The organism is Micromonospora sp. WMMD723, assembly GCF_049863385.1.
Classification (GTDB): Bacteria; Actinomycetota; Actinomycetes; order Mycobacteriales; family Micromonosporaceae; genus Micromonospora; species Micromonospora wenchangensis.
In genome coordinates, this window is the sequence record NZ_JBMKNR010000001.1 from 2,586,515 (window position 1) to 2,610,519 (window position 24,005).

General features: G+C 74.3%; 27 protein-coding genes and 1 riboswitch. Of the genes, 16 read left to right on the plus strand and 11 right to left on the minus strand.

Translation table 11 applies throughout. From position 1 onward, the window contains the following. Positions 1-15: 15 nt before the first annotated feature. Positions 16-249, plus strand: coding sequence for a ferredoxin (locus ACN261_RS11770; RefSeq protein WP_421485198.1), 234 nt, complete (start codon positions 16-18; stop codon positions 247-249). A 54-nt stretch (positions 250-303) separates the two neighbouring features. Here the strand turns inward: ACN261_RS11770 and ACN261_RS11775 are convergent, their stop codons facing one another. The 5 genes from ACN261_RS11775 to ACN261_RS11795 all read right to left on the minus strand — a co-directional run bounded on the left by ACN261_RS11775 (position 304) and on the right by ACN261_RS11795 (position 3,440). Further along, positions 304-906: a hemerythrin domain-containing protein gene (locus tag ACN261_RS11775; protein ID WP_421485199.1), complete on the minus strand. Its 603-nt coding sequence runs from the start codon at positions 904-906 to the stop codon at positions 304-306. Between the two features lie 122 nt (positions 907-1,028). Further along, on the minus strand, positions 1,029-1,502 hold the full coding sequence (locus ACN261_RS11780) for a TIGR03618 family F420-dependent PPOX class oxidoreductase (RefSeq protein ID WP_421485200.1): 474 nt from the start codon (positions 1,500-1,502) through the stop codon (positions 1,029-1,031). Positions 1,503-1,548: 46 nt separating this feature from the next. After that, entirely contained in the window at positions 1,549-1,899 is a 351-nt protein-coding gene (locus ACN261_RS11785; RefSeq protein ID WP_425850008.1) for a DUF1232 domain-containing protein, read from the minus strand. Between the two features lie 152 nt (positions 1,900-2,051). Next, positions 2,052-2,849 (minus strand): hypothetical protein, encoded by a 798-nt coding sequence (locus ACN261_RS11790; protein WP_421485202.1) that lies wholly within the window; start codon positions 2,847-2,849, stop codon positions 2,052-2,054. A 219-nt stretch (positions 2,850-3,068) separates the two neighbouring features. After that, the gene (locus ACN261_RS11795; protein ID WP_425850010.1) at positions 3,069-3,440 is read right to left on the minus strand and encodes a hypothetical protein; all 372 of its coding nucleotides are present in this window, start codon (positions 3,438-3,440) and stop codon (positions 3,069-3,071) included. Between the two features lie 238 nt (positions 3,441-3,678). On the opposite strand from ACN261_RS11795, the gene ACN261_RS11800 reads away from it, so the two are divergent. Beyond that, the gene (locus ACN261_RS11800; protein ID WP_421485204.1) at positions 3,679-4,281 is read left to right on the plus strand and encodes a lipocalin family protein; all 603 of its coding nucleotides are present in this window, start codon (positions 3,679-3,681) and stop codon (positions 4,279-4,281) included. Positions 4,282-4,342: 61 nt separating this feature from the next. On the opposite strand, the gene ACN261_RS11805 is transcribed toward ACN261_RS11800, so the two are convergent. Next, a complete protein-coding gene (locus tag ACN261_RS11805) occupies positions 4,343-4,669 on the minus strand; it encodes a helix-turn-helix transcriptional regulator (protein ID WP_372444599.1) in 327 nt (108 codons plus the stop codon). 257 nt (positions 4,670-4,926) lie between these two features. Here ACN261_RS11805 and ACN261_RS11810 point away from each other — a divergent pair, with 257 nt between their 5' ends. Then, a complete protein-coding gene (locus ACN261_RS11810; RefSeq protein WP_425850014.1) occupies positions 4,927-5,619 on the plus strand; it encodes a carbonic anhydrase in 693 nt (230 codons plus the stop codon). A gap of 143 nt (positions 5,620-5,762) precedes the next feature. Here ACN261_RS11810 and ACN261_RS11815 read toward each other — a convergent pair whose 3' ends face one another. Next, a complete protein-coding gene (locus tag ACN261_RS11815) occupies positions 5,763-6,788 on the minus strand; it encodes a coiled-coil domain-containing protein (protein WP_421485206.1) in 1,026 nt (341 codons plus the stop codon). Positions 6,789-6,791: 3 nt separating this feature from the next. Further along, positions 6,792-6,923, minus strand: a riboswitch (cyclic di-AMP (ydaO/yuaA leader). Between the two features lie 166 nt (positions 6,924-7,089). Then, positions 7,090-8,433, minus strand: coding sequence for a YibE/F family protein (locus ACN261_RS11820; protein ID WP_421485207.1), 1,344 nt, complete (start codon positions 8,431-8,433; stop codon positions 7,090-7,092). A gap of 229 nt (positions 8,434-8,662) precedes the next feature. Between ACN261_RS11820 and ACN261_RS11825 the strand changes: the two genes are divergently transcribed. Beyond that, positions 8,663-9,136, plus strand: coding sequence for a hypothetical protein (locus ACN261_RS11825; protein WP_421485208.1), 474 nt, complete (start codon positions 8,663-8,665; stop codon positions 9,134-9,136). Positions 9,137-9,198: 62 nt separating this feature from the next. After that, a complete protein-coding gene (locus ACN261_RS11830; protein WP_421485209.1) occupies positions 9,199-9,828 on the plus strand; it encodes a DUF305 domain-containing protein in 630 nt (209 codons plus the stop codon). A gap of 58 nt (positions 9,829-9,886) precedes the next feature. Here ACN261_RS11830 and ACN261_RS11835 read toward each other — a convergent pair whose 3' ends face one another. After that, entirely contained in the window at positions 9,887-10,186 is a 300-nt protein-coding gene (locus tag ACN261_RS11835; protein ID WP_091244878.1) for a metal-sensitive transcriptional regulator, read from the minus strand. A 94-nt stretch (positions 10,187-10,280) separates the two neighbouring features. Between ACN261_RS11835 and ACN261_RS11840 the strand changes: the two genes are divergently transcribed. The 5 genes from ACN261_RS11840 to ACN261_RS11860 all read left to right on the plus strand — a co-directional run bounded on the left by ACN261_RS11840 (position 10,281) and on the right by ACN261_RS11860 (position 13,989). Further along, on the plus strand, positions 10,281-10,487 hold the full coding sequence (locus tag ACN261_RS11840; protein WP_420116861.1) for a heavy-metal-associated domain-containing protein: 207 nt from the start codon (positions 10,281-10,283) through the stop codon (positions 10,485-10,487). A 16-nt stretch (positions 10,488-10,503) separates the two neighbouring features. Continuing rightward, complete coding sequence (locus ACN261_RS11845; protein WP_421485210.1) at positions 10,504-10,725, plus strand: hypothetical protein; 222 nt, start codon at positions 10,504-10,506, stop codon at positions 10,723-10,725. Positions 10,726-10,739: 14 nt separating this feature from the next. Continuing rightward, positions 10,740-13,016, plus strand: coding sequence for a heavy metal translocating P-type ATPase (locus ACN261_RS11850; RefSeq protein ID WP_425850021.1), 2,277 nt, complete (start codon positions 10,740-10,742; stop codon positions 13,014-13,016). A 146-nt stretch (positions 13,017-13,162) separates the two neighbouring features. Continuing rightward, the gene (locus tag ACN261_RS11855) at positions 13,163-13,336 is read left to right on the plus strand and encodes a CsbD family protein (protein ID WP_088643694.1); all 174 of its coding nucleotides are present in this window, start codon (positions 13,163-13,165) and stop codon (positions 13,334-13,336) included. A gap of 143 nt (positions 13,337-13,479) precedes the next feature. After that, on the plus strand, positions 13,480-13,989 hold the full coding sequence (locus ACN261_RS11860; RefSeq protein ID WP_425850024.1) for a hypothetical protein: 510 nt from the start codon (positions 13,480-13,482) through the stop codon (positions 13,987-13,989). A 56-nt stretch (positions 13,990-14,045) separates the two neighbouring features. Here ACN261_RS11860 and ACN261_RS11865 read toward each other — a convergent pair whose 3' ends face one another. Further along, a complete protein-coding gene (locus ACN261_RS11865) occupies positions 14,046-15,314 on the minus strand; it encodes a DUF2786 domain-containing protein (protein ID WP_425850027.1) in 1,269 nt (422 codons plus the stop codon). Positions 15,315-15,482: 168 nt separating this feature from the next. On the opposite strand from ACN261_RS11865, the gene ACN261_RS11870 reads away from it, so the two are divergent. Next, complete coding sequence (locus tag ACN261_RS11870; RefSeq protein ID WP_425850030.1) at positions 15,483-16,373, plus strand: DUF3152 domain-containing protein; 891 nt, start codon at positions 15,483-15,485, stop codon at positions 16,371-16,373. 127 nt (positions 16,374-16,500) lie between these two features. Here ACN261_RS11870 and ACN261_RS11875 read toward each other — a convergent pair whose 3' ends face one another. Next, complete coding sequence (locus ACN261_RS11875) at positions 16,501-16,929, minus strand: ATP-binding protein (RefSeq protein WP_421485218.1); 429 nt, start codon at positions 16,927-16,929, stop codon at positions 16,501-16,503. A gap of 343 nt (positions 16,930-17,272) precedes the next feature. On the opposite strand from ACN261_RS11875, the gene ACN261_RS11880 reads away from it, so the two are divergent. From ACN261_RS11880 to ACN261_RS11900, 5 genes are all read left to right on the plus strand, one after another. Continuing rightward, positions 17,273-18,808 carry a glycosyltransferase gene (locus ACN261_RS11880; RefSeq protein WP_421485219.1) on the plus strand — a complete coding sequence of 512 codons (1,536 nt, stop codon included), beginning with the start codon at positions 17,273-17,275 and terminating at the stop codon, positions 18,806-18,808. Positions 18,809-19,096: 288 nt separating this feature from the next. Continuing rightward, positions 19,097-19,186: a K(+)-transporting ATPase subunit F gene (gene kdpF / locus ACN261_RS11885; protein ID WP_067312053.1), complete on the plus strand. Its 90-nt coding sequence runs from the start codon at positions 19,097-19,099 to the stop codon at positions 19,184-19,186. Next, positions 19,186-20,841, plus strand: coding sequence for a potassium-transporting ATPase subunit KdpA (gene kdpA, locus ACN261_RS11890; protein ID WP_421485221.1), 1,656 nt, complete (start codon positions 19,186-19,188; stop codon positions 20,839-20,841). Before kdpF ends, kdpA begins: the two co-directional genes overlap by 1 nt. 20 nt (positions 20,842-20,861) lie before the next feature. Continuing rightward, positions 20,862-23,051: a potassium-transporting ATPase subunit KdpB gene (gene kdpB, locus ACN261_RS11895; protein ID WP_425850034.1), complete on the plus strand. Its 2,190-nt coding sequence runs from the start codon at positions 20,862-20,864 to the stop codon at positions 23,049-23,051. Further along, the gene (locus ACN261_RS11900) at positions 23,051-23,932 is read left to right on the plus strand and encodes a potassium-transporting ATPase subunit C (protein ID WP_425850036.1); all 882 of its coding nucleotides are present in this window, start codon (positions 23,051-23,053) and stop codon (positions 23,930-23,932) included. Before kdpB ends, ACN261_RS11900 begins: the two co-directional genes overlap by 1 nt. Positions 23,933-24,005 lie beyond the last annotated feature (73 nt).

Below are 24,005 nucleotides of genomic sequence, written 5' to 3' on the forward strand. Positions count from 1 at the left end.
GGAACGGTGGAGCAGATGGGGGACAGCGGCTGGCGGGTGCACGTGGACCCGACCCGGTGCATCGGGGCGGGGATCTGCGCGAGTTACGCCCCGGCCCACTTCGTCCTCGTGGACGGGGGGTTGTCCCGGCCGGTGGCCGAACGGATCGACCCGGCGGAGGCGGTGCTGGACGCCGCCGAGTCCTGCCCGATGGAGGCGATCGTGGTGTCCGACGCGGCGGACGGCAGCCGGGTGGCCCCGGAGCCGTGACCGGACGCGGTGGTCACCTCGGGCGGGGTGCCCGCAGGTGACCACCGGCGACGGTCAGTCCTGCCCGTCGTGCAGCTCGGCCCGGTTGGTCGGTCGCCCGCTCAGCGTGTCCCTGATTCGGTCGATCAGCCCGGTACCGGGGTTGAGCAGCCGGTTCGCCGGTGGGTGGTCCGGTGCGCCGGGATGCGGGCGGGTCGGCAGGTGCCCCTTCGCCGTCACCACCCGGTCGGCCAGCTCCACCAGCTCCTCGTGGGCGACCGCGGCCCGCAGTCGGGGGAACAGCTCCGACTCCTCCTCTCGTACGTGGTGCCTGATGGTCTTCGCCAGGTGGCTGATCAGCGGCTCGAAGCGGGCGTCGGACGGGTCCAACGGCTCCAGTTCCTTCAGCGTCCGCTCGGCGGCGGCGTGTTCGGCGATCTCGTGTTCGGCGAGCTGGTCGCCGTCGGGCAGGGCCCGGCGGGCGGTCGGGTAGACGTACATCTCCTCGGCGACCGCGTGCCGGACCAGTTCGGCGATCAGCACGTCGGCCAGCCGGCGGCGGTGCTCGGCGGTGCCCTGCGGGTTCTCCAGCTCCACGAAGATCGCCTCGATCTCGTGGTGGTCGGCGGTCAGGACGTCCACCACGTCCTGAGCCGTGGTGGCCTGTGGGTCGCTCATCTCGGTGCCCCTTACCGGTTGCGGACGGATCGGCTCCTGGCGGGGCCTGTACCCATCGCCGGCCCTCCGAACCCATCACCGTCGATGAGCCACCACCTGTCGGCCCCGCCCGCTGGCGACGGTCAGCGACCCGTCCGTCGCGCCGGTCGGTCCGTCGCGCCGGGTCGGTCCTGTTCGGACGTCAGCGGCGGGAGGGAGCCGAGCAGCCGGGTCACGCCGATCTCGATGACCACCCGCTCCGGGTTCGGGCGCGGCGGGCGGTAGCGCTCGGCGTACCGGCGTTCGGCCTCGGCCACCGCTGCGGCGTCGGTCCGCAGCACCGCCCGGCCCTCGACGGTCAGCCACCAGCGGCCGTCGAGGTGGCACGCCGCCACGGGGACCCCCGCCGCACCGGCGGCGGCGACGTACCGGGCCTTCGCCGAACCGGCGGACGTGATCACCCGGGCCAGCCCGGCCGCCGGATCGTAGGTCAGCCCGACCGGTACGACGTGCGGCGTGCCGTCGGGCCGCAGGGTGGTCAGCGTGGCCAGGTGCCGCTCACGGCAGAACGTGAGGACCCGCTCGTCGTACGGGTCCAACCGATGCCTGCCGGCCATGTCCGTCCCCCGTCCCAGGGCCGGCGTGGCCCCGGCTCGGCCCCGATCATGACACGATCTGGCGGGACTGGCCCGGGCCGGGCGGGACACCCGTGCGGCCGGGTTGACCGGGCAGGCTGCGGCCGGCGGCCCGGCGGCGGTGGGCCAGCCGGGTCAGGTAGATCAACGCCCCGGCCAGCACGCCCATGTCGTCCAGGTAGATCGGGTCGGGCAGCAGGTCGACCGGGCAGATCGTGTAGATCAGCGCACCGTAGAACGCCACCTTGCCGCTCACCCCGAGGGTGCCGAGCAGCCGTCGGGTGCGCACCACCCGCACCGCCAGCAGGACCGCGCCGACCAGTGTCGCCAGCGCCAGGATCGCGCCGACGACGACGAGCGCCCACATCTCCCGGGACATGCCCGCAACGCTAGTCCAGCGCCGCCCACCGCGCCGCTGTCCGGTAGGCGACGCGCCGCCGTCACCGGCTGTGCGCGTCCGGCGTCACCGGCTGTGCACCCCCGGCGTCGGCGGCGTCGCCGTCGTGAAGCGGGCCAGGTCGTGGAGGTGGGTCAGTAGGCGGGGACGGCGGCCCGGCCGCGCGCCACGACCGGGTTCTCCCGGGTGGTGTCCGCCGCCGAGCGGGGGGCCTCCGGCATCGGCAGCACCGACTCGGCCCGCTCCGGGCGGCGCTCCCGCGCGGCGAACGCCTCGTCGCGCAGGCTGCGGGCCGCCGCGCCGGCCAGGTCGGCGGCCCGCCAGGCCGCCTGCTCCCGGGCGACCGCTGCCCGGTGCCGGGCCGCCAGGTGGTCCCGGGTCGCGCGGCGCAGCACGAGTTCCTGCTCCACCGGGTGCCGGCGCGGGTCCCAGCCGGCCCGGTGGGCGAGGGCGTCGGCGAGCTGCGCGTCCGACAGCTCACCGCGCCGGTGCGCCGCCTCGGCGGCCCGGTGCAGCCAGCGTTCCCGGTCGGCGTACTCGGCGGGGGTCTGACCGGTGTGCGGCAGGGGCATGACCGCGGCGGCGGCGAGCCGGCGCAGGTGCGCCTCGGCCGCCTCCAGGGCGGTCCAGGCCGACTCGACCTCGTCCTGGGTGGCGAGCCACTCGGCCCGCAACCGGCTCGCCGTGGTGCCGGCCCGGTCGGCCGCCACGGCGACCTCCTCGGCGTACCGGGTGTGCTCCCGGTCCTGCTCGGCCCGTTCCGGGTCGTCGGGCAGGGCGGCGTCGCGGAACCGGCCGGCCACCGCCAGCCGGAGCCGGCCGGGCCGGACCACCAGGGCCGCGACGGCGACGGCGGCGAGGGCGAGCAGGATCAGCCAGATCGCGGCGGCGGCGGGGACATCGGGCAGGACGGCGGAGAAGACGGTCTGCATCACCAACACCTCACGGTGGACAACGATGTGGACGGACGGGGGCCCGGCAGCGGGCGGGGGAGCTGTGCGGCGCGTCCTGCGACGGGCGGACCGGTTCGGTCGACCGGATCTGCCGGACCGGACCTGTCCGGATCGCGGTCGGGCCGGCCGGACATCCCGGGGCTGCGGTCGGCAGGGGCCCGGTCGTGGCCGGGACGGGCGGCGCAGGTGCCGCGCGGCTCAGCTCCGGGGCGGGCCGCGTCGACCGGTGGCGTCCCGGACCGGGTCCGGCGTCGCCCCGGCGGCCGGCGCGACGGGCCGGGTGGCGGCCTCGGCGGCGGGCGTCGGCGACTGGGGGCGCAGCGACCCGTCGGCGGGCCGTTCGTCACCGGGCCGGGCGTCGGCCCGGTCGTCGGTCGGTCGGGCGTCGGCGGGCAGCGTCGCCACCCGCGAGGTCACCACGGACGGTCGGGCGGCGACGGCGGCCGGGCCGCCGGTGACGGCGAGGAACCCGCCGAGGCCGGCGGCGAGCACCAGCGCGGTGACCGCCAGCCGGGTCAGGTCGCGCAGCCTCGACACCCAGACCGGCGGGGTGGGGGCTACGCGGATCACCCGTCCAACCTATCCCCGACCGGCCGTCCGCGCAGCGGCGGTGACCCGACCGGAGGAGTGAGTCGGGCCACGGTGTGCCGTGTGGACGGACTGTTCCCACCAGGGATACGGCCGTTGGCCTGCGTCCGGATGCATTGACAGGAATGAGAATGCCTACAGTTTCCGGCCGGTGGGTCCGGGCAATTCCGCGGTCGGCGTGACGTCCGTCGCGCCGGACCGACAGACCGGAGGAGACACCATGGGAGTACGCCGTCAGGCCGTCGCGGCTGTCGCGGTCGCCGCCGCGGCGGTGCTGGCCACCGCCGCACCCGCGCAGGCCGCGCCGACCGCCGTCGACACCGGACCGCTCACCCCGGTGGCCGACGTCGACGTCGAGCGCTACGCGGGTGACTGGTACCAGATCGCCGCCATCCCGGCGATCTTCGAGATCCAGTGCTACAAGAACGTGACGGCGCGGTACGACGTCCAGCCCGACGGCACCATCGGGGTCCGCAACGCCTGCCGCACCATCGTGGGCACCACCAGCGCGGTCACCGGGCGGGCCCGCAGTGAGAACCCGCCGGCCGACTCGGCGTTGACCGTGTCCTTCCTCAAGCTCGGCGGTAGGTGGATCTACCTGGGTGGGCCGAACTACGTGGTGATCGGGCTCGATTCCGGCTACCGGTGGGCGGTCGTCGGCGACCCGGACCGCAGCACCGGCTTCGTCCTCTCCCGGGAGCCGGCGCTGACCGGGGCGCAGACGGCGGCGGCGAAGGCGGTGCTCACCGCCAACGGCTACGACCTGTGCGACTTCCGCACCACCCGGCAGGACGGTGGCGGCGGAGCGGGCAGCTTCTGCTGACCCTCCACCCGCGACGGCCCGTCCCCGCCGGGGCGGGCCGTCGGCGTCCGGGCCCGGCGGCTCAGGACCCGGCGTCGGCCGGGTCGGGGCTGAACAGGGCGAGCAGGGCGCCGACCTGGCGGTCGGCCTCGGCGGGGTGCCGGAAGTGGCCGCTCGGGTTGAGCGTGTACTCGTTGCGCCGGCCGACCCGGGTACGCCGCAGGTAGCCGCCGGCCTCCAGGTCGGCGACGATCGCCTGGGCGGCCCGTTCGGTCACCCCGACCTCGTCGGCGACGTCGCGGAGGCGGGCGGTGGGGTTCCGGGCGATGGCGAGCAGCACATGGCCGTGGTTGGTGAGGAACGTCCAGTTCCGGGTGCTCCCCGTGCCGCCTGTCGCCATGCCGGTCATGGTATGGCCCGTACCTGGGAGACCCGTCGTCGGCCGCCCCGACGGGCCGCGCCGGTCGGCCGGGTCGAGCCTGCGGGGTCGCCCGCCGGTCCGGTGCGCGCCCCGGCTCCGACACGCCGTCGACACCGCGCCGACCGACGCCTGAAACGTGTATCACGAAATCTTGACGTACCTTTAGCTGCGTGTGACCGTGGGGACACGGCCGTCGTCGCCGCCGGCCGGCGTGACCAGGTGCGATTCCGGACCGAGGTGAGGCAATGGCCCCGATCACTCCGACCCAGGCGTTGGCCGAGTTGCAGGCCGGCAACCGGCGGTTCGTCGCCGGTGTGCCCCGTCATCCCAACCAGGACGCCGGGCACCGCGCCGCCGTCGCCGACGGTCAGCATCCCTTCGCCGTCATCGTCGGCTGCTCCGACTCCCGGCTCGCCGCCGAGATCATCTTCGACCGGGGTCTCGGTGACCTCTTCGTGGTCCGGACCGCCGGGCACACCGCCGGGCCCGAGGTGCTCGGCAGCGTCGAGTACGCGGTCACGGTGCTCGGCACCCCGCTGGTGGTGGTCCTCGGGCACGACTCCTGCGGTGCGGTGCAGGCGGCCCGGGACACGGCCCGCACCGGCACCCAGCCCCCGGGGCACCTCTACTCGGTGGTCGCCGCCGTCGGGCCGAGCCTGCGTCGCGCGGCCCAGCAGGGGGTGCACGACATCGACGGGATCGTCGACATCCACATCGCGCAGACCGTCGAGGTGCTGCTCGGCAACTCGCCGGTGATCGCCGCCGAGGTGGTCGCCGGTCGGTGCGCGGTGGTCGGCATGTCCTACCGCCTCGCCGCCGGCGAGGTCCACCAGGTCGCCCCGGCCCCCGAGCCCGCCGCCGTGCTGTCCGAGCCCGCCGCCGCGGTGCCCGCACCGGCCGTGCCGGCCGGTGCCGCGTCGGCACCCGTCGCCTCCTGACCCGCACCGGTCACGACGAAGGCCGCCCGGCTCAGCCGGGCGGCCTTCGTCGTGCGTGGCCCGAACAACTCATCGGGGCCGGTGGCGCGGCGTCCAGGGACCCGGACACCGCACCATCGCCGCCGTGGTGTCGAACACGGTCGCTACAGCAGTGACACGTGGACGTGGTCGGTGTGGTCGGACGGTCCCGAGTACGAACTCCAGCCGTTGGCCGGGAACCAGATCTGCCGGTTCCAGATCACGTAGTAGATGCCCAGCCGGTCCGAGTTGCGGATCAGGAACGCGGCGAGGTTGTTGCCGTACATCCGGGTGTCGTTGTTGTGCCACGGGCTGAACCCGCTCTTCTGCAACGACCAGTCGCACGCCCTGCCCTTGGGGTGCTCCCACGGCCCACCGGGGCGGTAGCAGCCGACGAACCGGTTGAACCCGGCCCGCTTGACCTCCTTGTACATGTGCAGCGTGCGCGGGGTGATGCAGCCGGACGTGGTCGGGTCGTTCTCGCTGCACGACTCGCCACGCCAATCGCCGTCGGCGGTCTGGCCGGGGGCGACGCGGGCCACCGGGGACGTCGCGTCGACCAGGCCGCCGGTGAAGCCCCGGCCGCCGACCAGGGCCAGCGCCTTGTCGGCCTCGGTCTTCTTCTTGGCCATCAGGTTGGTCTGCTTCTGCTGCTCCCGGACCTCGGCGTCGACGGCGAGCTTGGCCTGCTCGGCCCGGGTCTTGACCTTGTTGACCTCGGCCAGCTTGCCGGCGTTGACCATGTTCAGCTCGTCCAGGGCGGCGGCCCGGCGGACGAAGGCGTCAGGCGCGTCGCTCTCCAGCAGCGCGGCGACCGCGCCGACCCGACCGGTCCGGTACGACTGGGCGGCGATCTCGGTGACCTGCGGGGCCAGCGCCGCCAGCTCCTGCTCCGCCTTCTCCACCTCGATGGCGTATTCGAGCTGGCGCTTCTTGGACTTCTCCAGCCGGGTCTTCGCCGCCGAATACTCCCGGTTGGTGGCCTCGATGACGTCGGTGAGGAGCTTCGGCTCGTCGTCCTCCTCGTGCCCCGAGGGGGTGGGCGCGTTGGGCGCGGCCGTCGCGGGGGCGGCGGCCGGTCCGGCGACGATCGCCAGGGCGGCGAGTACGGCCACTGCCGGCGTCAACCAGCGGCGTAGGGGTGCCGTCACAGTTTTCCCTTCCGTCGACCGCCGACCGGGTTAGCTGACGGGTTCGGGACGGAAGTGGCCCCTACCGCTGGCGCGGATTCACCCCAGGTGCTCGGTTCCCCGGCTCGCCGTACGGCGATTGGGCGGTGGCACCGCTGGCGCCGGTGGGCGCCTTCGGCGGTGACCGGCAGCGAGGTTACCCGAGAGTCGTACCGGGGATCTACGCCCGCAACCCGACCAAATGAGTATTTTCCCGATAGCGAGGGGTAATCAGTGACGCGACCGACAGCCGCGACCTCGCCTCCGGTCACGCAGCGCAGTGTCACCATGCGGTGTCCGTGCTCCTTTCCGGGTCCGGCCACCGTGCGGGGGCCGGGGTGGACGGTGCACCGTGCCGGGGCGCGCTCAACGCCTCCAACGCCTCGGCACGGTCGGGGGTGGGACGTGGGGTGGGTGGCGGCCCGGCCGTACCGGCGTCGGCCGGTCCCCGCCCGGCGGTCACGACCAGCGCGGCCAACCCGGTGGTCAGCGGCACCGCCGCCACCAGGCCGAGGGTCGCCACCGCGCTACGGACGATCTCCTGGGCCAGGAACTCGCTGGTGAGGATCTGGCTCACCGGGCGGCTGTCGGCGGTGAGCAGGAGCAGCAACGGCAGCGACGCGCCCGCGTACGCCAGCACGATCGTGTTGACCGTGGACGCGATGTGCGCCCGGCCGACCCGGGTCGCCGCCCGGTAGAGCTGCAACCTCGACAGCCCCGGGTTGGCGTGCGCCAGCTCGGTGACGGTGGCTGCCTGGGTGACCGTGACGTCGTCCAGGACACCGAGCGAACCGATGATGATCCCGGCCAGCAGCAGGCCGTGCAGGTCCACGTCACGCTGGTACATCGACAGCGTGGTGGCCTCCTCGCTGCCGTACCCGGTCAGGTGGGTGGCGGCGGTGGCCAGCGTGCCCAGCACGCCGGTCAGCACCAGGCTGCCCAACGTGCCCAGCACCGCCACCGAGGTCTGCGCGGTGATCCCGTGGGTCAGGTACAGCACCACGAACATGATCAACGCGGCGCCGGTGACCGCGATCGGCAGCGGCGCGCCCCCGGCGGAGATGCCCGGCACCACGAAGGTCAACAGGATGGCGAAGCTGGCCCCGAGACCGGCCAGGGCGGCCAGCCCGCGTAGCCGGCCGAATGCCACGATCGCCGCCGCGAACAGGGCGACCAGCCAGAGCAGCGGCATGCCCCGCTGGTGCTCGGCGATGTGGTAGCTGCTCGCCGACGGATCGCTCGGGTCGGCCAGCGCGACGAGCACCACCTCGTCGCCGACCGCCACCGTCGGCGCTCCCGGCCCCGACGGCACCGGCGTCTGCACCTCACGGCCCGCGTCCGGCCCCTGCTCGACGGCGACGGTCACCGTCCCGCACGGCCCGTCGGCCACCCCGGAGGGGCCGTCGGGGGTCTGCGGCGCGGGCGGGCACGGCTCGGTCACCACCCGGGTCACCGTGCCGTGGTGGCGGGGCACCTGCTCGCCCTGGTCGATCTTCGGGGTCGCGCCGGGCCAGAGCACCAGCGTGGCGATCACCGTGACCACGATGAGCGGCACCACCGTCATGACGAGGAGCCGCCGCACCCGCGGCGGGGTGGACGGAGCGGGACGGGTGTGGTCGGCGCCCATGCGTGCGAGTTCTCCCAACGATCCGGGACGGGATACGTGTCAGCCGGCCATCCGGTTCACCACGGGCGGCGGGTCGTCGTCGGACGATGGTAGCCACCACCCCGGCCCGCCCGCCCGGTTCGCCCTGCCCACGGTAGGTCGAGGGGTGGCGGCGACGCGGGTCGGGCCCGACGCGCGCCGACCCACCCGTACCGGCCCGCCGGGCGGCCCGGACGGCTAGCGTGGAGCCGTGCGGCGGGCGGGTACGGCGACGACGACCGGGCGGTGGCTGCGGCTGCTCCTGCTCGTCGGCACGCTGCTGGGGCTCGCCGCGATGCACACCCTCGGCCACGACACGCACCTCGCCGGGGGTCACCCCGCCAGCCAGGACACCGCGACGGGTGGCCCGCACCGGTCCACCGCCGGGCACGACGCCCCGGTCGACCGGTCGTCCCTCCGCGAGCCGGTGCCGGCCGTCGGGGGATGTGCCGACGGGTGCGTGGCGGCGTTGCCCGGCGGTTCGCCCGACGGCCCCTCGACGGCGTGGGGCGTCTGCCTGGCGGTGCTCGGCGCGCTCACCGTGACGGTGCTGGTGCTGCTCTTCGGCGTGCGGTCCAGGCCGGCCGGGGTGTCCCGTCCGCCGTCGCGGCCCCGGGAGCCGCGCGCCCCGCCACCCCGCCCGCTCGGGCTCCGCCTCGCCACGGTGTCGGTACTGCGCAGATAGGACGCCCCGACGTGGCTCCGCCGCGTCCCGCGTCCGTCTCCGTCGTACCGAAAGGTCTGCCCGTGTCCACTCGTCGTCGCGCGTGCCGTGCCACCCTGGCCGGCGTCGCGCTCAGCACCGTCGTCGCCCTGTCCGCCTGCGGCGGCGACCATTCCACCGACGGCGGCCACGGCCGCCCGGCCGCAGGTGCCGCCCCGGCCGCCTCCGCCCCCGCCGGGGTCGACCCGGCCGACGTGATGTTCGCCCAGATGATGATCCCGCACCACCAGCAGGCGGTACGGATGTCGGAGCTGGCCGGGAGCCGGGCCGCCGATCCGGAGGTCACCCGGTTGGCCGAACGGATCCGGGCGGCCCAGGCCCCGGAGATCGCCACCCTGACCGGCTGGCTCACCGCCTGGGGGCGACCCGTCCCGGCCGGCAGTCCGGCCGGCGGTCACCTGCCCGGGATGGATCACGGCATGCCGGGGATGATGTCCGACACCGACCTGGCCCGGCTGGAGGGGGCGACCGGTCGGGACTTCGACCGTCTCTTCCTCGGTCTGATGATCGCGCACCACGAGGGGGCGGTCACCATGGCCCGGCAGGAGCTGGCGGACGGTCGGCACACCGGGGCGCGGGCCATGGCGCAGCAGATCGTCGCCAGCCAGCAGGACGAGATCGACACCATGCGGAAGATCCTCGCCCGGCGCTGACCCGGGTACGGGCGGACCGGTCCCGACCGGTCCGCCCGTGTGCGTCCCCCTCGGCGGGTCAGCCGCGTTTCATCAGGCGGCCGACGGCGGCCATCATCTCGGCGGCCATCTCGTCGGCGCGGCCCTCGGCGGCCCCCTCGTGCATGCAGTGCCGGGCGTGGCCGTCGAGCAGCCCGAGGGCGACCTTGTCCAGGGCCGCCTGGACGGCGGAGATCTGGGTGAGCACGTCGATGCAGTACCGGTCGTCGTCGACCATCTTCTCGATGCCCCGGACCTGCCCCTCCACGCGGCGCAGCCGCGCGAGCAGCTGGTCCTTGCTGGCGGTGTAGCCCCGGACCGGGGTGCTCGGTGTGGTCATGACGACCACGATAGCGTACCCCCGGGGGGTGTGCTACGGTCGCAGTGCAAAGTACCCCTGGGGGGTATGTTGGACGAATGGAGGGGAGAGCCGCATGATCACGAACTACCAGGTGACGGGCATGACCTGCGGGCACTGCGTCAGCGCGGTGAGTGCCGAGGTGGGTGCCCTCGACGGCGTCACCGACGTCCAGGTCGACCTGGCCTCCGGCCGGGTCGCCGTCACCAGCGACCGCCCGCTGGACACCGCGTCCGTGCGGGCCGCCGTCGACGAGGCCGGCTACGACCTCGTCGAGGCGTGACGGTCCGGGGCGACCGATGAACACACCGACCAGGCTCGGCGGTTTCGCCCTGGCCCTCGCGGTGGTGTTCGGCGCGGCGTACGGGGTCGGCCAGCTGACCGGCCCCGTCGCCCCGCCCGCCGGGACCCGCCACGGCCCCACGCACACCCCGGACCCCGCTCCCAGCACCACCGTGCCCGAGCCCACCACCGACCCGACGCCGACCGTCACCGGCGGGGCCGGTCACACCCACGGTTGACCGGAGGCGCCGCGATGACCCCGAACACGCAGAACCTGCCCACCGCCCCCCACCTGATCGAGCTGGCCATCGGCGGGATGACCTGCGCCTCCTGCGCCGCCCGGATCGAGAAGAAGCTCAACCGGCTCGACGGCGTCGAGGCGAGCGTCAACTACGCCACCGAGAAGGCCACCGTGCGGTACGCCGACGGGGTCACCCCGGACGACCTGATCGCCACCGTCGAGAAGACCGGCTACACCGCCGTCGTCCCCCCGCCGCCCGCCCCCGCCGGGACCCGACCGGCCGGTGCGCCGGTCGACGAGTTGGACGCCCTGCGGACCCGGCTGCGGGTGTCGGCCGTGCTCACCCTGCCGGTGATCGTGCTGGCGATGGTGCCGGCCTGGCAGTTCACCAACTGGCAGTGGCTGTCGCTGACCCTGGCCGCCCCGGTGGTCGCGTACGGCGGGCTGCCGTTCCACCGGGCCGCCTGGACCAACCTGCGGCACGGCGCGGCGACCATGGACACCCTGGTGTCGCTCGGCACCCTGGCCGCGTTCGGCTGGTCGCTCTGGGCGCTCTTCCTCGGTGACGCCGGGATGCCCGGGATGACCCACCCGTTCCGGCTGGACATCGTCCGCACCGGCGGGGCCGGCAACATCTACCTGGAGACCGCCGCCGGGGTGACCGTGTTCCTGCTCGCCGGCCGCTACTTCGAGGCCCGGTCCAAGCGCACCGCCGGGGCGGCCCTGCGCGCCCTGCTCGAACTCGGCGCGCGCGACGTCGCCGTGCTGCGGGGCGGCACGGAGACCCGGGTTCCGGTCGACCAGCTCGTCGTGGGCGACCGGTTCGTGGTCCGGCCCGGCGAGAAGATCGCCACCGACGGGCGGGTCGAGGAGGGCACCTCGGCGGTCGACGCCAGCATGCTCACCGGTGAGTCCGTGCCGGTCGAGGTGGGGCCCGGCGACACGGTGGCCGGTGCCACCGTCAACGCGGGCGGCCGGCTGGTCGTCACCGCCACCCGGGTCGGCGCGGACACCCAGCTCGCCCAGATGGCCCGGCTGGTGGAGGCGGCGCAGACCGGCAAGGCCGCCGTGCAGCGGCTGGCCGACCGGATCTCCGGGATCTTCGTGCCGGTCGTCATCGCACTGGCCGTCGGCACCCTGGGCTGGTGGCTGGGCGCCGGAGCCGGCCCCACCGCCGCCTTCACCGCCGCGGTGGCCGTGCTGATCATCGCCTGCCCGTGCGCGCTCGGCCTGGCCACCCCGACCGCGCTGCTGGTCGGCACCGGGCGGGGCGCCCAGCTCGGCATCCTGATCAAGGGGCCGGAGGTGCTGGAGTCCACCCGGCAGGTCGACACGGTGGTGCTGGACAAGACCGGCACGGTCACCACCGGCCGGATGACCCTGGTCGACGTCCGCCCCGCCGAGGGGCAGGACCGCGGCGAACTGCTCCGGCTCGCCGGGGCGGTGGAGGCCGGCTCGGAGCACCCGATCGCCCGCGCCGTGGCCGCCGGTGCCGCCGGGGCCGGGGAACTGCCCCCGGTCAGCGGGTTCGCCGCCACCGAGGGGCTCGGCGTCACCGGCACCGTCGACGGCCACGACCTCGTCGTCGGGCGGCCGGGGCTGCTGCGCCAGCGGGGCCTGGACGTACCGGAGGAGGTGGTCCGGGCGGTGGCCGAGGCGGAGGCCGCCGGGCGTACGGCGGTGGTGGCGGGCTGGTCCGGGCGGGCGCGGGGGGTCCTCGCGGTCGCCGACGTGGTCCGACCCACCAGCCGGGAGGCGGTCGCCGGGCTGCGGGCCCTGGGCCTGACCCCGGTGCTGCTCACCGGGGACAACGCCACGGTCGCGCAGGCGGTGGCCGCCGAGGTCGGCATCGACCGGGTCACCGCCGAGGTGCTGCCAACCGACAAGGTCGACGTGGTGCGCCGGCTCCAGGAGCAGGGCCACACGGTCGCGATGGTCGGTGACGGGATCAACGACGCCGCCGCCCTGGCCCAGGCCGACCTGGGACTGGCCATGGGCACCGGCACCGACGTGGCGATCGAGGCGTCCGACCTGACCCTGGTCCGGGGCGACCTGAGGGCCGCGGTGGACGCGATCCGGCTCTCCCGGCGCACCCTCGCGGTGATCAAGGGGAACCTGTTCTGGGCGTTCGCCTACAACGTGGCCGCCCTCCCGTTGGCCGCCGCCGGGCTGCTCAACCCGATGATCGCGGGGGCGGCGATGGCATTCTCGTCGGTCTTCGTGGTGGCCAACAGCCTCCGCCTGCGCCGCTTCTCCACCGCCACCCCCCACTCCGGACAGCCGAGTTGATCAAGAGGTTTGCGTCACCGGCCGGCTCGCTGGTGACGCAAACCTCTTGGTCATCGGGCTGGGGCCGGTGGCGGGGGTGTTTTGGGGATGGGGGGTGGGGGTAGTTGATGGTCGTTGGAACGACATGCTCACATCGGGAGGCTCTCATGGGGTTCGACGACAAGATCGGCAACACGACCGAGAACACCGCCGGCAAGATCAAGGAAGGCGTTGGCCGGGCGACCGACAACGAGCGCCTTGAGGCCGAGGGCCGCAACGACCAGGCCAAGTCCAGCCTCAAGCAGGCAGCCGAGAAGGTCAAGGACGCCTTCAAGAGCTGAACCGCACCACCGTCACGCCGGACCGACCCCGTCGGGCCGGCGTGACGCGTGTCCGGGCCCGCCGGTGCCCGCCGATTCGATTTCCCGCCCGCCCGTGCGGCATCGTGTCGCGGTACGGCCGTCACACCGAACGGGGAAAGTCGATGCATCGCCGCTCCGCCACCGCACTCACCCTCGCCGTCCTCGCCGTCCTCGCCGCCGGCTGCTCGGACGGTGAAAGCGGCACCGACGCCGCACCAGGCCCGTCGGCCACCGCCACCACCGGCGAACCCACCCCGGAGGCGACGGCCACCACCGCCCCGGAGAGCACCGGTCCGACCGCCGGCACCGCCGCGAACACCGCCCAGGTCTGCCGCGCCGTCGACCAACTGATCATCGACGGCAGCCGGCAGATCGCCGCCGACTCGGCCGACGCCACCCGGGAGGAACTCACCCCGGAACAGCTCAACGGCAAGCTCAAGGGTCGGCTGAGCCGGCTCGCCGACGACGTCCGCGCGCAGGCCCGCAAGGCGCGCGACGACCGGATCAGGAAGCTGGTCGAGGAGACCGCCACGAAGATCGACGCCGGGGCGGCGGCCAAGAGCCCGGCGAGCTGGATGGGCGCCGACTTCGTCGACATCCCGCCCCGACTCACCCGCGACTGCCACGTCTGAGCCGGCGTCACGGCCGTCGGAACCCTGCCGCGACGGCTCGGCGTCGACCGGGCAGCTCAGCGTCGACCGGGCAGCGGGCGCGACGGCGACGTGCCGCCGGCCAGCGAGGCCCGGTCGGCGGCCGAGGTGCCGGACTGCCAGCCCTCGGCGTCCCGCACGGTCAGTCGGGCCCGGGTGACACCGGGGAAGAGGGCGTCCATCCGCTCCCGTACCGCCCCGGAGCGGGCCGCGAGTACCGGCAGTAGGCGGTCCGCCCCGGTGTCCCGCGCCGCCTGCCGGTCCGCCGCGTCGGTCGCGGCCCGCAGCCGCTCACCGATGCGGCTGGCGAAGGCGTGCAGGAAAGCCTCGTCGTACGCCCTGGTCCGCCGCCCGCCGCCGCGTCGTTCCCGCCGGCCGCGCAGCATCGCGGCGGTGGCCTGCACCAGCAGTGAGGTGTGCAGCAGTTCGACCGCCTCCAGGTCGGCGGGGAAGCCGAGCACGGTGGCGAAGCCGAGATCGTCGGACCAGACCGACTCGCACCGGTTCGCCGCCGCCACCTCCTGCACCAGCAGCGCCTTCGCGCCCGCGTACGGGGCGTCGGTGCTGATCCGGACCCCGCCGGGCTGGTCCGGGTGGGCGGCCGTCGACTCGACCAGCGCCTGTTCCAGGCTGTGCCGGGCGATCAACTCCTGCGCCTTCCCGGTGAACGCCTCCGCCTCGGCGGGGAAGGTGGTGGACTCCGCCTTGGCCAGCAGCGCGCGTACCCGGTCGAGGACGCGGGAGCCGGACGGCCCGGGTGGTCCGGTCACGGCCGTGGCACCGACGCCGCCTGGCGGTGGGCGCAGCACCGCGACCGGCGGCAGGCCGGCCAGCAGTGCCAGCACCTCGACCGCGTCACGCAGGGCGGCGATCCGGTCCGTGCCCTCGCGGGCCGCCCATCCGCCCAGCCAGCCCGCGTCGTCGTCCCAGCGGACCCGGGCATCCAGGTCGGTCAACTGGTCGTCCCACCACTGGGGCACCGGGCCGGGCTGGGCCGCCCGGTCGGCGGCGAGCGCGTCGACGACCAGCCGGCCGGGGCGGGTGCCGAGCCGGCGGGCCACGATCCGGGCCACGTCGACCGGCTGCCAGCCCCGGGACCAGAGCCGGTGCACGGCGGCGACGAGCCGGCGCAGCAGCGCGGCGTCCACCGCCGCCGGTCCGGCGGGGACGTCCCGGCCGCCGTCGTCGCCGGCCCGCGCCGGGGCGCTGCCGACCACCAGCCGGTCCAGCTTCCGCTCCGCGTCGCGTACGTCGGTGCCGCGCACCGCCGCGACGGCGGCGGTGATGAGGGCGTCGGCGTCCGGCACCTGTGGTCCTTCCTGGGGGACGACGGCCGGATGGTGTCCGGATCGTCGGGAGTGTCTGCCCGGCAACGGTACCCGGGCCCGGATTGCCCCTGCCCGTCACTCATCCGTTCGTCGCCCGCGCCCGTACTCCTGCCCGGAGTGGACCCGGGTGGACGCAGGAGGCGAACGGTGAGCACCCTGACGGTGAGCGAGTCCGTCGACCGCGGCCGGCACCGGGGACGACGGCGGGGTGTGACCCCGGCCGGCGTCCTGACGGCGGTGCTGGTGGTGGCCGCGCTGGCCGCCGGTGGTGCGGTGGTGGCCCAGCGGCAGGGCGTCGACCTGGGCGCCCTCGTCGGCGACGTACGGCGGGAGCCGCTCCGGCCGGCCAACGCGGCGGTGCCGCCGGTGCCGCCCGGGGAGCAGGCGACCGCCCCGCTCTCCTCCGCCGCGCCTCCCGCCGCCAGGCCCGCCCCGGCGGCGCTGCGCTACCCGCAGCGGGGGACCGGTACCTGGCGGACGGCGACCGCGCAGGGTGCGGTGGCCGGGAGCGGGGGGCAGCTCCTGCGCTACCGGGTGGCGGTGGAGGGCGGCATCGACGACGTCGACCCGGAGCGGTTCGGGCGGGAGGTGGCGGTGGTGCTCGCCAACCGCCGGGGCTGGACCGCCGACGGCCGGTGGCGGCTGCAACGGGTCGGCGGCGACACCCCGGCCGACTTCACCGTGCTGCTGACCACCCCGGTCACCCGGGGGGAGTTGTGCGGGGACACCTCCGATCGGTACACCTCCTGCCGCAGCGGCGACCGGGTGGTGATCAACGTGGCGCGCTGGGCCCGGGGCGTTCCCGACTTCCGGGGTGATCTCGGCACCTACCGGGCGTACGTACTCAACCACGAGGTGGGGCACCGGCTGGGCCGGGGGCACGAACGGTGTCCGGCGGCGGGCGGGCCGGCCCCGGTGATGCAGCAGCAGACCCTCGGCCTGCACGGCTGCCGGCCGAACGCCTGGCCGATGGTGGGCGGCACCCTGCTGACCGGCCCGGCCGGCGAGTACGACGACCCGATCCCCTCCGACGACTGAGCCCGGCCCTCGGGCGGGTGTTGATCGACCCCGGGTGGGCCGACGATGCGCTGTCCCGGGCGGGCGGAGGCGCATCATCGGCCCCGTTGAGTCGATCAAGCGCGCGTCGCCCCGGCGCGCCGTCCGGTCACCGGCGGGGGAAGGACGCCCAGATGTTCTTGGTGCGGTCGGTGGCGTACCAGCCGACCTTGAGCGAGACGGCCATGGCGATCTGGAGCCCCCGGCCTCCGGCACCCATCGGGCGGGTGTCGGCCAGTTCGGGGATGGTGCTGAGGTCGTGGTCGGCCACGTCGAGGATGAGCGAGTCGTCGACGGCAAGCAACCGGACGATGGTCGGCGGAATGCCGTGTTTGAGGGCGTTTGTGGCGAGTTCGGTGGCTACCAGGACGATCAACTCGGGGACCTCGTCCATCCGTTGACCGTCGAGGAGCCGCTCACCGGTGAGGGCCTCGTGCAGGGAGGCGCGCAGGGCACGCAGGTCGGCGGGGTCGGCCAGTTCCCACCGGCGCAACTCGGCGGCCTGCGGCGGGGGCGGCGAGGTGAGAAGCTGTGCCATGATCCCGGTTTACCCTGCGTAGCGGCCCGCTATGCCCGCTCCCGGTGTCGGGGATTCGTCGCCACGCCACGCCACGCCACGCCGGGCCAACCGTCAGCGACGCGCGGGGTGTGCTTCGGGCCACTGTCGAGGGTGGTCTGCCAGGCAGCGGCGGGTGGGGTTCCGGCGTCCCGTCGGGGATCGAAGAAATCATCCGATTCGGGGCCTGCATCCGCCCCAGCGGTCGCGTAAAGTCCGCAAACTGAACGGGCCATGTCGGCGACGGAACGCCCCGGGAGCGGGTGCCCGTCCGCACGGTTGGGCGCATCCCCGCGCCGGCTCACGGACCGCCTCAGGAAGAGCCATGACCGCCAGTACGAAGACCCCCAAGGTGACCGTCGTGGTCCCGGCGTACAACTCCGGGCCGCACATCGAGAAGCTCGTCACCTCGTTGCTGGGCCAGTCGTTGTCCGCCGACGAGTTCGAGGTCATGTTCGTCGACGACGGCTCGACCGACTCGACCGGCCCCCGCCTCGACGAGCTGGCCGCCGCCCACCCGCACTTCCGGGTGCTGCACATCGACAACTCCGGCTGGCCGTCGCGTCCGCGCAACCTCGGCGTCGAACACGCCCGGGGCGAGTACGTCTTCTTCGCCGACGACGACGACTGGTTCGGCGAGCAGGCGCTGGAACGCCTCCACGCCTGCGCCACCGAGCACGACGCCGACCTGGTGGTCGGCAAGATGGCCGGGCACCGCCGTTCGGTGCCGCGTGAGCTGTTCCGGCGCAACCGGTTCGACGCCACTCTGGAGAACGCGCCCCTGATCGACAGCCTCACCGCGCACAAGCTGTTCCGGCGCTCCTTCCTCGTCGAGCACGGCCTGCGGTTCCCCGAGGGCAAGCGTCGGCTGGAGGACCACGTCTTCGTCACCCGGGCATACTTCCTGTCCAAGCGCACCTGCGTGCTGGCCGACTACGTCTGCTACCACCACCAGCGGCGGGTCGACGCCGGCAACGTCACGGCCACCGCGCTGGAGCCGGCCGGCTACTTCGTCAACCTGCGCGAGGCGCTCGACATCGTCGACGCGCACACCGAGCCCGGCCCGCTGCGCGACCGGCTGCACCGGCGCTGGCTGCGCAACGAGATGGTGTCCCGGGTGCGCGGCCGGCGGCTGCTCGACGCCCCCACCGAGTGGGTGGACCAGCTGGTCGGCGAGGCGCAGCGGACGATCCGGGACCGGTTCGCCCCGGGCGTCGCGGCCGGCCTGCCGCCGCTGCAACGGATCATCACCCGGCTCATCGAGCAGGGCCGCACCCCGGACCTGCGCCGGCTCGCCGAGTGGGAGGCGGCCGTCCGGGCGGTGCCCACCGTGCAGCGGATCGAGCAGGACGGCGGCACCCTGAGCGTCACCCTCACCGCCGAGCTGTCCTTCGGCGACCGGCCGCTCACCCTCACCGCCGACGGCGAGCAGCGGCTGCTGGTGGTGCCGGTGGACGACGTCCCGGCCGACCTGCGGGACGCCACCGCCCGGATCAAGCAGTCCAAGCTCGACGTGATCGCCCGGCAGCGCGACACCCGGGAGGAGTTCTTCGTGCCGGTCACCGGCACGGTGGAGCTGGTCCCGACGGCCGACGGCGAGCTGCGGCTGGTCCAGCGGGGCACCGCCCGCCTCGACGTCGGTGCCCTCAACGGCGGCCGGAGCAGGGGCACCTGGGACCTCAAGGCCCGGGTCACCTGCTGCGGCTGGACCGAGGACGCCGTACTCCCGGTGGCGTTCCGCTGCGCGACCGACGGGGCCCGGCCGGTCGCCGTGCCGCACCTGGGCAGCCTGCGCTTCCGGCTGCGACGGGCGGTGGCCCGTCGGGTGCCCGAGTCGATCCGGCGGGCCATCCGCCGCTGACCCGGCCCGGCCCCGTGGCGGGGCGCGGACCGGCCCTACCGTGACCGCCGTCACCGCGACGGTGGCCGGCGTGAAGAACACGTCAAGAAACCGTGGCCCCCCGTCACGGTCGCGTTATGGACCCTGCCCCCGCGGGCGACGGCGCGTTGTGATTGCCCGGCGTGGCCGGGAAGCGGTCACGCGTACCCGTCCGGTTGGGGGAGTCCGCGTGTCTGACGTGGTGTTCGTGCTGGTGACGGTGGTGCTGTTCGCGGCGCTCACCCTCGTGGTGAGGGGCGTGGAGAAGCGGTGAACGCCGTCAACGCCGTCGGCCTGGTGCTGGCGATCGGTCTGGGTGTGTTCATGGTCGTCGCGCTGCTGTTCCCGGAGCGGTTCTGATGACCACGGGGACAGCCGGCGTCGTCTTCGTGTCGTCCCTGGTGGTGGCGCTCGTCGTCGCGTACCGCCCGTTCGGTGACCACCTGTACCGGTCGGTCACCGGCACCCGCCGGTCCCGGCTGGAGCGTGGGGTGTTCCGGCTGGTCGGGGTGAACCCGGCCGCCGAACAGTCGTGGGGCGTCTACGCCCGCAGCGTGCTCGCCTTCTCCGCCGTCTCGGTCCTGTTCCTCTACGCCCTCCAACGGTGGCAGAACCACCTGTGGTTGTCGCTGGGCTTCGACCCGGTGGTCCCGCACGGGGCCTGGAACACCGCGGTGTCCTTCGTGACCAACACGAACTGGCAGTGGTATTCGGGCGAGTCGACCATGGGGCACCTGGTGCAGATGGCCGGCCTGGCGGTGCAGAACTTCGTCTCCGCCGCGGTGGGCATCGCCGTGGCGGTGGCCCTGATCCGGGGCTTCGCCCGCAGCCGCACCGGCGAGGTGGGCAACTTCTGGGTCGACCTGGTGCGGATCGTGCTGCGGGTGCTGCTGCCGGTCGCGGTGCTCGGCGCGCTGGTGCTGATGCTCGGCGGAGTGGTGCAGAACCTCTCCGCCGGCACCGACGTGACCACCCTGACCGGCGGCGGCCAGAGCCTCCCCGGCGGCCCGGTGGCCAGCCAGGAGGTGATCAAGGAGTTGGGCACCAACGGCGGTGGCTTCTACAACGCCAACAGCGCCCACCCGTTCGAGAACCCCACCGCCTGGACGAACTGGATCGAGCTGTTCCTGATCCTGCTGATCCCGTTCAGCCTGCCCCGGGTCCTCGGCCGGATGGTCGGCCAGCAGCGGCAGGGCTACGCCGTCGTCGCGGTGATGGCCGTCCTGGCGCTCGGCAGCGTCGCCCTCACCATCGGGTTCGAGCTGGCCGGGCACGGCACCGTGCCACAGGCGGTCGGCGCGGCGCTGGAGGGCAAGGAGGTCCGCTTCGACGTGTCGGACTCGGCGACGTTCGGGGCGGTCACCACGCTGACCTCGACCGGTGCGGTCAACTCGTTCCACGACTCGTACACCGCGCTGGGCGGGATGATGACGCTGGGCAACATGATGCTCGGCGAGGTCGCCCCCGGCGGTGTCGGTGCCGGCCTGTACGGGCTGCTGGTGCTCGCGGTGATCACGGTGTTCGTCGCCGGGCTGATGGTCGGCCGGACCCCGGAGTACCTGGGTAAGAAGATCGGCACCCGGGAGATCACCTTCGCCTCGCTGTACTTCCTGGTCACTCCGGCCCTGGTGCTGACCGGCACCGCCTCCGCCTTCGCCACCGGCAACGACGCGACCGCGCTGAACACCGGCCCGCACGGCCTGACCGAGGTGCTCTACGCGTTCACCTCGGCGAGCAACAACAACGGCTCGGCGTTCGCCGGGATCACCGTGAACACCGCGTGGTGGAACACCGCGCTGGGCCTGTGCATGCTGCTCGGCCGGTTCCTGCCGATCATCTTCGTGCTCGCCCTGGCCGGCTCGCTCGCCCGCCAGGCGCCCGTCCCCGCCTCCGAGGGCACCCTGCCGACGCACCGACCGCTCTTCGTCGGGATGGTCGTCGGCGTCACGGTGATCCTGGTGGCGCTCACCTACCTACCCGCGCTCGCGCTCGGCCCGCTGGCCGAAGGGCTGTGACCCGGATGAGGAACGAGGACATGTCCGTCGCGTCCGTGACCACCGACGACGACCGGCCGGCCGTCGACACCCCGGCCGTCGACACCCCCGCCCGCCGGGCCGGTGGCGGCCTGCTCGACCCCCGGCAACTGGCCGGGTCCCTGCCCGGGGCGCTGCGCAAACTCGACCCGCGCACCCTGTGGCGCAGCCCGGTGCTGCTGATCGTGGCGATCGGCGCGGCCTTCACCACCGTCCTGGCGGTCGCCGACCCGTCGGTGTTCGGCTGGGCGATCACCGGCTGGCTCTGGCTCACCGTGATCTTCGCCAACCTCGCCGAGGCGGTCGCCGAGGGCCGGGGCAGGGCGCAGGCCGCCACGCTGCGCCGGGCCCGGCAGGACACCGTCGCCACCCGGCTGGTCGGCTGGGCACCGGGTGCCCGCGCCGACACCTACACCGACGAGGCGGTGCCGGCGCCGGAACTGCGGCAGGGGGACGTCGTCCTGGTGAGCGCCGGCGGGATCATCCCCGGCGACGGCGACGTCGTCGAGGGCATCGCCAGCGTCGACGAGTCCGCGATCACCGGCGAGTCCGCCCCGGTGATCCGGGAGTCCGGCGGCGACCGTTGCGCCGTCACCGGCGGCACCCGGGTGCTGTCGGACCGGATCGTCGTGCGGATCACCCAGCGGCCGGGGGAGAGCTTCATCGACCGGATGATCGCCCTGGTCGAGGGAGCCGCCCGGCAGAAGACCCCGAACGAGATCGCGCTGAACATCCTGCTCGCCGCGCTCACCCTGATCTTCCTGCTGGCCGTGGTGACCCTCCAACCGTTGGCGATCTCCGCCAGGGGCTGGCAGAGCGCCGCCCCGGACACCGGGGCGGTCACCGGCACCGGGGTGACCGGGGTGGTGCTGGTGTCCCTGCTGGTCTGCCTGATCCCCACCACCATCGGGGCGCTGCTGTCGGCGATCGGCATCGCCGGCATGGACCGCCTCGTGCAGCGCAACGTGCTCGCGATGAGCGGCCGGGCGGTGGAGGCGGCGGGGGACGTCAGCACCCTGCTGCTCGACAAGACCGGCACGATCACCCTGGGCAACCGGCAGGCCACCGCGTTCCTGCCGGTTGACGGGGTCACCACCGGCGAGGTGGCCGCCGCCGCGCGGGCGTCCAGCCTCGCCGACGAGACGCCCGAGGGACGGTCGGTGGTGTCGCTGGCCGGGCGGGAGTTCGACCCGGGTGCGCCGGAGCAGGACCCGCTGCCGTACGCCGACTTCGTGCCGTTCACCGCGCAGACCCGGATGAGCGGCGTCGACCTGACGCCACCCGACGCACCGGCCCGCAGGGTCCGCAAGGGCGCGGCGACGGCGGTGCTGGCCTGGGTACGCGAGCACGGCGGCCACCCGGACGGGCAGGTCGACCGGATCGTCGACGGGATCAGCGGACACGGCGGCACCCCGCTGGTGGTGGCCGAACACGTCGCCGGGGAACCCGCCCGCACGCTCGGCGTCATCCACCTCAGGGACGTGGTGAAGACCGGGATGCGGGAGCGGTTCGCCGAGCTGCGCCGGATGGGCATCCGGACCGTGATGATCACCGGCGACAACCCGCGTACCGCGCAGGCGATCGCCGACGAGGCCGGGGTGGACGACTTCCTCGCCGAGGCCACCCCGGAGGACAAGCTGGCCCTGATCCGCCGGGAGCAGGAGGGCGGCCGGCTGGTCGCGATGACCGGGGACGGCACCAACGACGCCCCGGCCCTGGCCCAGGCCGACGTCGGCGTCGCGATGAACACCGGCACGTCGGCGGCGAAGGAGGCCGGCAACATGGTCGACCTGGACTCCGACCCGACGAAACTGATCGAGATCGTCGAGATCGGCAAGCAGTTGCTGATCACCCGGGGCGCGCTGACCACGTTCAGCATCGCCAACGACGTGGCGAAGTACTTCGCGATCATCCCGGCCATGTTCGCCGGCCTCTACCCGGGCCTGGACCGGCTCAACGTGATGCGGCTGGGCAGTCCCGAGTCGGCGATCCTCGCCGCGGTGATCTTCAACGCCCTGGTCATCGTCGCGCTCATCCCGCTGGCGCTGCGCGGCGTGCGGTACCGGCCGGCCGCCGCGTCGACACTGCTCGGCCGCAACCTGCTGGTCTACGGCCTCGGCGGCCTCGTCGCGCCGTTCGTCGGCATCAAGCTCATCGACCTGCTCGTCCAGTACGTCCCGGGGATCTCGTGATGCGTCTACCCGCCTGGCTCGCCCGACACCTCGCCGCCCTGCGCGCCCTGCTCGTGTTCACCGCGCTGCTCGGCGTCGCCTACCCGCTCGCCCTGGTCGCCGCCGGCCGGCTCCCCGGCCTCGACGCGAGGGCCGACGGATCGCTGCTGACCGTGGACGGCCGGGCCGTCGGCAGCGCCCTGATCGGGCAGTCCTTCACCGACGCCGACGGCAACCCCGTCCCGCGCTACTTCCAGTCCCGCCCGTCGGCGGCCGGCGACGGCTACGACCCGACCGCCTCCGGGGCCTCGAACCTCGGCCCGGAGAGCGTGGTGGACACCCTCGCCGTCGACCCGCGACAGTCGACCCGGAGCCTGCTCAGCCAGGTCTGCGCGCGCAGCCGGGCGGTCGGCCTGCTCGACGGCGTCGACGGGCGGCGACCGTACTGCACGCCCGACGGGGTGGGCGCGGTGCTGGCCGTGTTCCGCGCCGACGGGCTGACCGGCCGGATCACCCGGGTGGTCAGCGTCAACCAGACCGCCCCGGCCACCCCGTTCGTCCCCTCCTGGCAGGGGGTGCCGGTGGAGCTGGCGCAGCCCGGGGAGGACTACCGGGCCGCCGGTGGACTGGTCACCCCGGTCCGGGGGGACGCGCCGGAGCACCCCGCCGTCCCCGCCGACGCGGTCACCGCCAGCGGCAGCGGCCTCGACCCGCACATCAGTCCCGCGTACGCCGCGATCCAGGTGGCCCGGGTGGCGCGGGAGCGGGGCGTGGACCCGGCGGTGGTGCGGCGGCTGGTCGCCGAACACACCACCGGACGCACGCTCGGCTTCATGGGCGCCCCCGCGGTGAACGTGCTGGAACTCAACCTGGCCCTGGACCGGAACCTACCCGCCCGCTGACCCCCGCCGCCGGCACCCCCGCCCGGGGTGCCGGCCCGGCGGTCGCGCCCCGGGGCGGTACGCACGGCGGGAG